This is a genomic window from Streptococcus mitis (assembly GCF_002096835.1).
GTDB classification, from domain to species: Bacteria; Bacillota; Bacilli; order Lactobacillales; family Streptococcaceae; genus Streptococcus; species Streptococcus mitis_W.
Genome location: NZ_NCVG01000002.1, coordinates 1 through 3,020, shown reverse-complemented (window position 1 = coordinate 3,020; position 3,020 = coordinate 1). Strand labels below are relative to the sequence as shown.

The window sequence follows — 3,020 nt, the reverse complement described above, 5'->3', positions numbered from 1 at the left end:
GAGTTTTTTTGGTATAACCTTCGACGCGCACCCGCATAGCGGGTGGTTGTTTTGTCTCGCACCTAACGGAGCGAGACGGACTAATAGTCACATAAGACAAAAAAAGCCACCGAATGCGGTGACTTTATAGGGAGATTATTATGAAAAAGAAAAGTTTAGGATATTTGTTACAACAAGTTAGGAGGTCTTCTTGTAACTGTCTATAGTATACCCGACCTATCTTAAACAAATCTTAAAAATCTCTTAGGACCAAACACTTTCTAAAATATTTGTTTGTTCACGACCAGGACCTACTGAGAAAGTAGAAATACGAACGCCAACCAATTCACTCACACGACGAACATAGTTACGCGCATTCTCAGGAAGATCTTCCAAATTACGAACTCCAGTAATATCTTCTGACCAACCTGGCAACTCTTCATAGATAGGCTTGCAACGTTTCAATTGCTCAAGACTAGCTGGATAGTAGTCAATACGTTGACCATCAAGATCATAGGCCACACAGATTTTCACAGTATCTAAACCACTCAAAACATCGATAGAGTTCAATGAAAGGTTAGTAATACCAGAAACGCGACGGCTATGGCGCATCACAACTGAATCAAACCATCCCACACGACGTGGACGACCAGTTGTTGTACCATATTCATGACCGACTTCACGGATACGTTCTCCCACTTCATCAAACAACTCAGTTGGGAAAGGACCGTCTCCTACACGACTCGTATAGGCTTTACATACACCTACAACCTTGTCAATCTTACTTGGACCAACACCAGAACCAATGGTCACACCACCAGCCACAGGGTTTGATGACGTAACAAATGGATAGGTACCTTGGTCGATATCTAGCATAACACCTTGTGCACCTTCAAAAAGCACACGTTTACCGTTATCAAGCGCATCATTCAAGATAACAGATGTGTCTGTCACATATTTCTTGATTTGTTGACCATATTCATAATACTCTTCAAAAATATCATCGAAAGCAATCGCTTTACTGTCATACAATTTTTCAAAAAGACGATTCTTTTCAGCAAGGTTACGTTCTAAACGCTCACGGAAAATATCTTTATCCAAAAGATCTGCAATACGAATCCCAACACGAGCAGCCTTGTCCATATAAGCTGGACCAATTCCCTTGATTGTAGTACCAATCTTATTGTCGCCCTTAGCTTCTTCTTGCAAGCGATCCAACTCGATATGATAAGGCAAAATAACATGCGCGCGATCAGAAATACGCAAGTTATCAGTTGTAACACCTTCCTCATGAAGATAGCTCAACTCTTTTACAAGAGATTTAGGATTTACAACCATACCATTCCCAATAACAGAGATTTTTTCAGGGAAGAAAATTCCAGATGGAATCAAGTGCAACTTAAATTTCTTACCATCAATCACAATCGTGTGACCTGCATTATCACCACCTTGGTAACGTGCAATCACTTCTGCATTCGCTGAAAGGAAGTCTGTAATCTTCCCTTTACCTTCATCACCCCACTGGGTACCTACAACAACAACTGAAGTCATAATCTTGTCTGAGCCCTCAGGCTCTTCCTTTCTCACATACATGGCAGGACTCTCACCTGCAATTATATCTTACAATTTATTATAAGAAAAAATCGCCTTTTTATCAAGAAGAAACAATAGAAAGATTTGCTATTTCCAACTATTAAAAAATGTTTTAGAAAAATTACCAGCTATTTATTGTTATATTGCCATAAAAAAGTAAGTTTGTTCGGAAATTAACTCAGACTATCTCAACAAGAAATAAAACCTTGTTTCATTATCATCTTTTCAAGATACAAACGATAAGCAACACGATAATGGTAAACGATAAAATCCCTACGACACCCAATACCATATCTAACTAAATAATAAATCAAAAATTTAAAATGAAAATGTTCCCAGTCCCAATTATTACCAAAGAAAGTAGCATACTCTTCTTCGATACTGTCATAGAAATCAGTCATCTGATCATAAATATTTTGTAGCATAAGCATACACTCCTTTACTTTTTATGACCTTATTCTAACAAAAAATTATAAACAGTTATTATAAAATCCTGAATTGCTCAAATACCAACCTCAAAAAGATAACAAATAGGAAAAGTTGACAGAATAGGAAAAAATTTACTACCTAAATTTCAAAAACTAAGATAATGGAAGCGGAAGGATTCGAATCCCTCGAAGGAGCGTATTTACAGTCCGCCACGTTTAGCCTCTTCGCTATCCTCGATTAAAGTACTAAAAAGATCTCCTTAAAACTGTGGTACATTACTCGAAAACGGAGGGCTCTGAAACTTTACTCAGCAAAAATATCTCACACCAAATAACACTAAATAGATTATTAAGGCTCTATAATATTTGTAGTGGGTAAATCCCCTATAGATATTATAGAGCCGATTTTTGTGTAGAAAAAAAGTCCCATAAGATCTATAATGAAAAGCGACAAAACAACTCATTAGAAAGAATCATATGGAACAATTACATTTTATCACAAAACTACTCGATATTAAAGACCCCAATATCCAAATTATAGATATCATCAATAGGGATACTCACAAAGAAATCATCGCTAGACTGGATTATGATGCCCAATATTGTCCTGATTGTGGAAGTCAAAAAGAAATATGACTTTCAAAAACCGTCTAAGATCCCTTACCTTGAAACGACTGGTATGGCTACTAGAATTCTACTTAGAAAACGTCTTTTTAAGTGCTATCAGTGTTCAAAAATGATGATGTCTGAAACTTCTATCGTCAAAAAATATCTCGCTTCGTTAGGTGCGAGATAGATTATTAATTATATAACAAAAAAAGAGGACTAAGCCTCTCTTAATCAACTACTCCGCCAGTAGGACTCGAACCTACGACATCATGATTAACAGTCATGCGCTACTACCAACTGAGCTATGGCGGAATAAAGCTAAGCGACTTCCATATCTCACAGGGGGCAACCCCCAACTACTTCCGGCGTTCTAGGGCTTAACTTCTGTGTTCGGCATGGGTACAGGTGTAT

The 3,020-nt window shown here is 37.4% G+C and carries 2 protein-coding genes, 1 tRNA gene, 1 rRNA gene and 1 pseudogene; 1 reads left to right on the top strand and 4 read right to left on the bottom strand.

Features of this window, described 5'->3' with window-relative positions; genetic code table 11:
* Nucleotides 1-243: 243 nt before the first annotated feature.
* Both B7699_RS00030 and comW read right to left on the bottom strand, forming a co-directional pair.
* Nucleotides 244-1,530: an adenylosuccinate synthase gene (locus B7699_RS00030; RefSeq protein ID WP_001832534.1), complete on the bottom strand. Its 1,287-nt coding sequence runs from the start codon at nucleotides 1,528-1,530 to the stop codon at nucleotides 244-246.
* 230 nt (nucleotides 1,531-1,760) lie between these two features.
* Nucleotides 1,761-1,997 carry a sigma(X)-activator ComW gene (comW, locus tag B7699_RS00025; RefSeq protein WP_084926795.1) on the bottom strand — a complete coding sequence of 79 codons (237 nt, stop codon included), beginning with the start codon at nucleotides 1,995-1,997 and terminating at the stop codon, nucleotides 1,761-1,763.
* Between the two features lie 480 nt (nucleotides 1,998-2,477).
* On the opposite strand from comW, the pseudogene B7699_RS00020 reads away from it, so the two are divergent.
* A pseudogene (locus B7699_RS00020) lies at nucleotides 2,478-2,769 on the top strand (transposase family protein); the annotation flags it as partial.
* 78 nt (nucleotides 2,770-2,847) lie between these two features.
* Here B7699_RS00020 and B7699_RS00015 read toward each other — a convergent pair.
* Together B7699_RS00015 and rrf are read right to left on the bottom strand one after the other, a co-directional pair.
* A tRNA-Asn gene (locus B7699_RS00015) sits at nucleotides 2,848-2,921 on the bottom strand.
* A 5-nt stretch (nucleotides 2,922-2,926) separates the two neighbouring features.
* Nucleotides 2,927-3,020: ribosomal RNA gene (gene rrf, locus B7699_RS00010) — 5S ribosomal RNA — on the bottom strand; the annotation flags it as partial.